The 5037-nt window shown below is 69.9% G+C and carries 1 protein-coding gene; it reads right to left on the reverse strand.

Translation table 11 applies throughout. From position 1 onward, the window contains the following. Positions 1-72: 72 nt before the first annotated feature. Positions 73-5022, reverse strand: a complete 4950-nt coding sequence (locus ACFW01_RS38265) for an amino acid adenylation domain-containing protein (RefSeq protein ID WP_384511462.1) — start codon at positions 5020-5022, stop codon at positions 73-75. Positions 5023-5037 lie beyond the last annotated feature (15 nt).

Consider the following 5037-nt stretch of genomic DNA (forward strand, 5'->3'; position numbering starts at 1 on the left):
GGTCAGTAGACCGCGGCCGCCGCGCACGTGTGATCCGCGTGACGGTGACCGGACGGTTCGCCGGTCCCGATGTCAGCCTGCCGTTCCCAGCCATTCCGACACGGCGGCCCACGCCAGCGCGAGCATGTCCGGCCTGGCCATGTCGTAGTGGGTACACGGGAGGCCCCGTTCGGTGATCTTCCCCGTCACGTAGGGATTCCAGGAGACCTCGCCGGAGGTCACCGCCTCCGCCCTGCCCTCCTCGGCGACGATGAGGAGCGCGTCCCCGTCGAAGCGGCGGAACCGGTGGCGAAGCCCGGCTCGACCGAGGTTGCGGTAGACGCGTGCCAGGGTCCGGTACTCCTCGTCCGATGTCGCCCCGAGAGACTCGCCCGCTTCCCGGCGCACGAACTCGACCAGACGCTCCAGCTCGGCGGCCTGCTCCTCCTGTGTGCCGCCGCCTTCCGCGAGGGCGACGGCTTCCGGGTCCCGGTCGTACGGATACATGTCCAGGATGACCAGAGCCGCGACCTCCTCGCCCGCGGACTGGAGCTGAACAGCGACCTCGTGGGCGATGGCACCTCCGAAGGACCACCCCAGCAGATGGTAGGGACCGGTCTTCTGCACCGAGCGCATCTGCTGGATGTACCCAGCGGCCATCTCCTCCACGGAGTACGGGAGTTCACCTGTGCCGTCCAGCCCGTGGGCCTGGAGTCCGTACAGCGGGACATCCTCCGAGACGTACCGGGCCAGCGGCATGTAGCACCAGCTCAGCCCTCCCGCGGGGTGCATGCAGAAGAAGGGCGGCTTGCTTCCCCTTTCCCGGATCGGCAGCAGCACGGACAGTGAGTCAGCGACCGACGACAGGCTCATCCTCTTCATGAGTCCGTTGACGGTAGGCGCCGAGAACACATCGCGCACCGCGATCGACGCTCCCCGCTGCTTCAGCCGCTCCACCAGCTGGACCGCCCGCAGGGAGTGCCCGCCGAGCGCGAAGAAGTCGTCGTCGACGCCGACCGTGTCCACGCCGAGGACCTCGGCGAACGTCGTGCACAGGAGCTCTTCGAAGGCGGTGATGAGCCGGGTGCCCTCGTCGTCCCCGGTGCCGTACTCCGGAGCAGGAAGCGCCTTGCGGTTCAGCTTTCCGTTCGGCATCAGTGGCAACCGGTCGATCACCACCACCGCTGAGGGCACCATGTAACCCGGCAGGCGCTCCTGTGCGGCCGCGCGCACCGCCCGGCCAAGCTCCTCCTGCTGGTCACTCCCGGCGACCGGGGCGGGCACCACGTAGCCGACCAGTTGCCTGTCGCCCGGTGTCTCCTCCCTTACCACCACTACGGCCTGCCCCACCGCGGGATGTGCGGCGAGGACGGTCTCGATCTCACCGAGCTCGACCCGGAACCCGCGTATCTTCACCTGGTCGTCGGCACGGCCCACGAACTCCAGGTCACCGTCCACGCTCCACCGGACGACGTCTCCCGTGCGGTACATACGCTCGCCGGGCGCCCCGAACGGGCATGCCACGAAGCGTCCGGCCGACAGCCCCGGCCGTCCCAGGTAGCCGCGGGCCATGCCTTTCCCCGCGATGTACAGCTCGCCGGCGACGCCCGGTGGCACCGGGGCGAGACCGGGGTCGAGCACATAGACCTCGGTGTTGGCGATGGGACGGCCGATGGATGCCCCCTTGACGGCGTCGGCGTCGGCGTCGGCGCCGGTACCGGTGCCGGTGCCGGCCCGACCGGTCGACTCGGTCAGCTTCGCGGTCGACCAGACCGTCGTCTCGGTCGGCCCGTAGAGGTTGGTCAGTGCCGACGCCTTGTCCAGCAGCGTACGGGCCAACTCGTCCGGCAGTGCTTCCGCGCCGATCAGGACACTCACCCTCGTCCAGTCCACCGGGTCGTCGGCGTCGGCCACCAGTCCGCGCCACAGACTCGGCGTGGCATGCACCACCGTGGCGCGACAGGAGCGGATGAGCCCGCGCAGCGCCCATGGGTCGAGTACCTGCTCCTGCGAAGCGAGCACCATCCGCGCCCCGGCGACGAAGGGGAGGTAGAACTCCAGCCCCGCCATGTCGCAGCCCACGGTGCTGACGGCGAGCAGGCAGTCGTCCGCGCTCAACGCGAAGTGGTCCTGCATCGACACAAGGAAGTTCACGATTGCCCGGTGCTCGACGAGCACACCCTTGGGCCGACCGGTGGAACCGGAGGTGTAGATCACCCACATCGGATGCTCGGGACGCGGCACGACGCTGTGTTCGCCTTCGGTGATGCGGCCGCCCTCGATGCCGGCCAGCCGCTCGACAACGGCCGGGGCGTCCAGCAGTACGACGGGGACTTCGGCCGGGTCCTCGGCGTGGATGCCGAACTCCGGCAGCCGTGCACTCAGGCTCGCACTGGTCAGCAGGCATACGGCGCCCGAATCGGCGAGCACGAACGCGGTCCGCTCGGACGGATACGCCGGATCTATGGGCAGATAGGCCGCGCCCGCCTTGATCACGCCCAGCAGCGCCACCACCAGGTCGACGGTGCGCTCGAAGATCACCGCCACCACCTGCTCCGGCCCGACGCCCTGGCCCATGAGGTACCGCGCCAGCCGGTTGGCTCTGGCATCGAGTTCGGCGTAGCTCAGCCGGAGGTCCCCGAACTCCATGGCCGTCGCGTCGGGTGTGCGCGCAACCTGCGCCTCGAACAGCCCGACAACCGTCGTGTCGGGTGTCCCGCTCGCGGTGTCGTTCCAGTCGGTGAGCAGCTGACGACGCTCATCCTCACCCAGTACGTCCAGTTCGCTCAGCCGGAGGCCCGGGTCGGCGGCCAGCGTCTCCAGCACCCGCGCCCAGCGATCGGCGATCCGCCGTGCCGACTCCAGGTCGAACAGATCCGTCGCGGCGACCATCGCCCCGCGCAGCCCCGCCGGTGCGCCATGGGCGTCGAGTACCTCACCGACGCTCACGTCCAGGTCGAACTTCGCCTGCGCCGCACCCCCGGCCACGCCTCGTCCGCCCACCTCGAGGCCGGGCAGATCGAGCGCCACCTGAGCGGTGTTCTCCAGCAGCAGCATCACCTGGAACAGCGGATGCCGCGCCAGCGAACGCGCGGGGGCCAGTTCCTCCACGAGCCGTTCGAACGGCACGTCCTGATGGGCGAAGGCGCCGAGACCCGCTTCCCGTACCCGCGCCAGCGCCTCGCTGAAGGTCGGATCCTCCGAGAGATCGGTACGCAACACGAACGTGTTGACGAAGTAGCCCACCAGATCGTCCAGCGCCTCATCGGTACGTCCGGCCACCGCCGACCCGATCGGGATGTCGGTCCCCGCGCCCAGCCGGGACAGCAGCATCGCCAGAGAAGCGTGCAGGACCATGAACAGCGTGACACCTTCGGTCCGCGCCACTTCCAGCAGACGGGCATGCACCTCCGCGGACACTTCGAAGGGCACTCGCTGCCCCCGATAGGTCGACACCGCGGGACGCACCCGGTCGGTGGGCAGGACCAACTCCTCGGGCACGCCTTCCAGCGCGCGCCGCCAGTACGCGATCTGCCGAGACATCAGACTGTCCGGGTCCTGGCTGTCGCCGAGCAGTTCCCGCTGCCACAACGCGTAGTCGGCGTACTGCACCGGCAGCGGCTCCCACCCGGGTTCCCTGCCCTCGCAGCGCGCCGCGTAGGCGAGGGAGACGTCCCGGGCCAGTGGCGCCCACGACCAGCCGTCACCCACGATGTGGTGCACCAGGACCAGCAGGACATGCTCCTGCGGCCCGGCTTCGAACAGCCACGCGCGGAACGGCACTTCCGCCGACAGGTCGAACGCGTAGCCCGCCGCTTCGGCGACCGCTGCGTCGAGGTCTTCCGGGGAGGTCTGCACCACGGCAAGCTCCCACGCCAGGTCCTCGACCTCCAGGATCCGCTGGTGCGGCTCACCGTCGGCCATCGGGTAGCTGGTGCGCAGCACCTCGTGCCGCCCGATCACGTCCCGGAACGCCGCCCGCATCGCCTGGCTGTCCACTCCGCCGGACAGCCGCACCGGGAGCGGGATGTTGTAGGTCGCGCTGGGGCCCTCCAACTGGCTGATGAGCCAGAGTCGGCGCTGTCCGTATGACAGTGGTGGGTGTTGGGGGCGTTCGGTGGGTGTGAGGGGTGTCCGGGCTTGGCCGGCGTGTGTCAGGCGGGCTGCGAGTTCGGCCACTGTCGGTGTTTCGAACAGGGCTCTGATCTCGACTTCGATGCCGAGGACGGTCCTGATGCGGCTGACCAGCCGGACCGCCAGGAGTGAGTGGCCTCCGAGTGCGAAGAAGTCGTCGTCGACACCGACCGTCGGCAGGCCCAGGACGTCGGCGAACGCGGCGCACAGGATCTCCTCCCGCGCGTCGGCCGGCCGCCGGTTCACCGTCGTGGTGGAGCTGTACTGGGGTGCGGGCAGGGCCTGGCGGTTCAGTTTGCCGTTCGGTGTCAGGGGCAGTGCGTCCAAGACCACCACGGTGGAGGGGACCATGTGTTCCGGCAGTCGCTGGGCGGTGAACTGCCGCAGTGTCTCGGGCAGCCGGCCGGCGTCGTCGGGATCGTCGGCCACGGCGTAGGCCACCAGCCGGGTCTGGCCGGGGGAGTCCTCCCGTGCGATCACCGCGGCCTGGACCACCTGCGGATGTGCCAGGACGGCGGCCTGGACCTCGCCCGGCTCGATCCGGAACCCGCGGATCTTCACCTGCTCGTCCGCACGGCCCGAGAAGACCACCTGCCCGTCCCCGGTCCAGCGGGCCAGGTCACCGGTCCGGTACATCCGCACCCCGGGCTCGAAGGGGCAGGCCACGAAGCGTTCCGCGGTCAGTGCGGGCCGGCTGATGTAGCCGCGGGCCAGGCCCGCTCCCGCGACGTAGAGTTCACCGGTGACACCGGTGGGGACCGGCTGGAGTGTGCGGTCCAGGACATACAGGCCGGTGTTGGCGATGGGGGTGCCGACGGGGACCGGGCCGCCGCCGGTGAGCGACTGCGGTGTCAGCCGGGTGGTGGCCACACCGATCGTGGTCTCACTGGGCCCGTAATGGTTGAACACCGCCCGCTGCCCGGC

It is taken from the genome of Streptomyces sp. NPDC058985 (assembly GCF_042740985.1).
Lineage (GTDB): Bacteria > Actinomycetota > Actinomycetes > Streptomycetales > Streptomycetaceae > Streptomyces.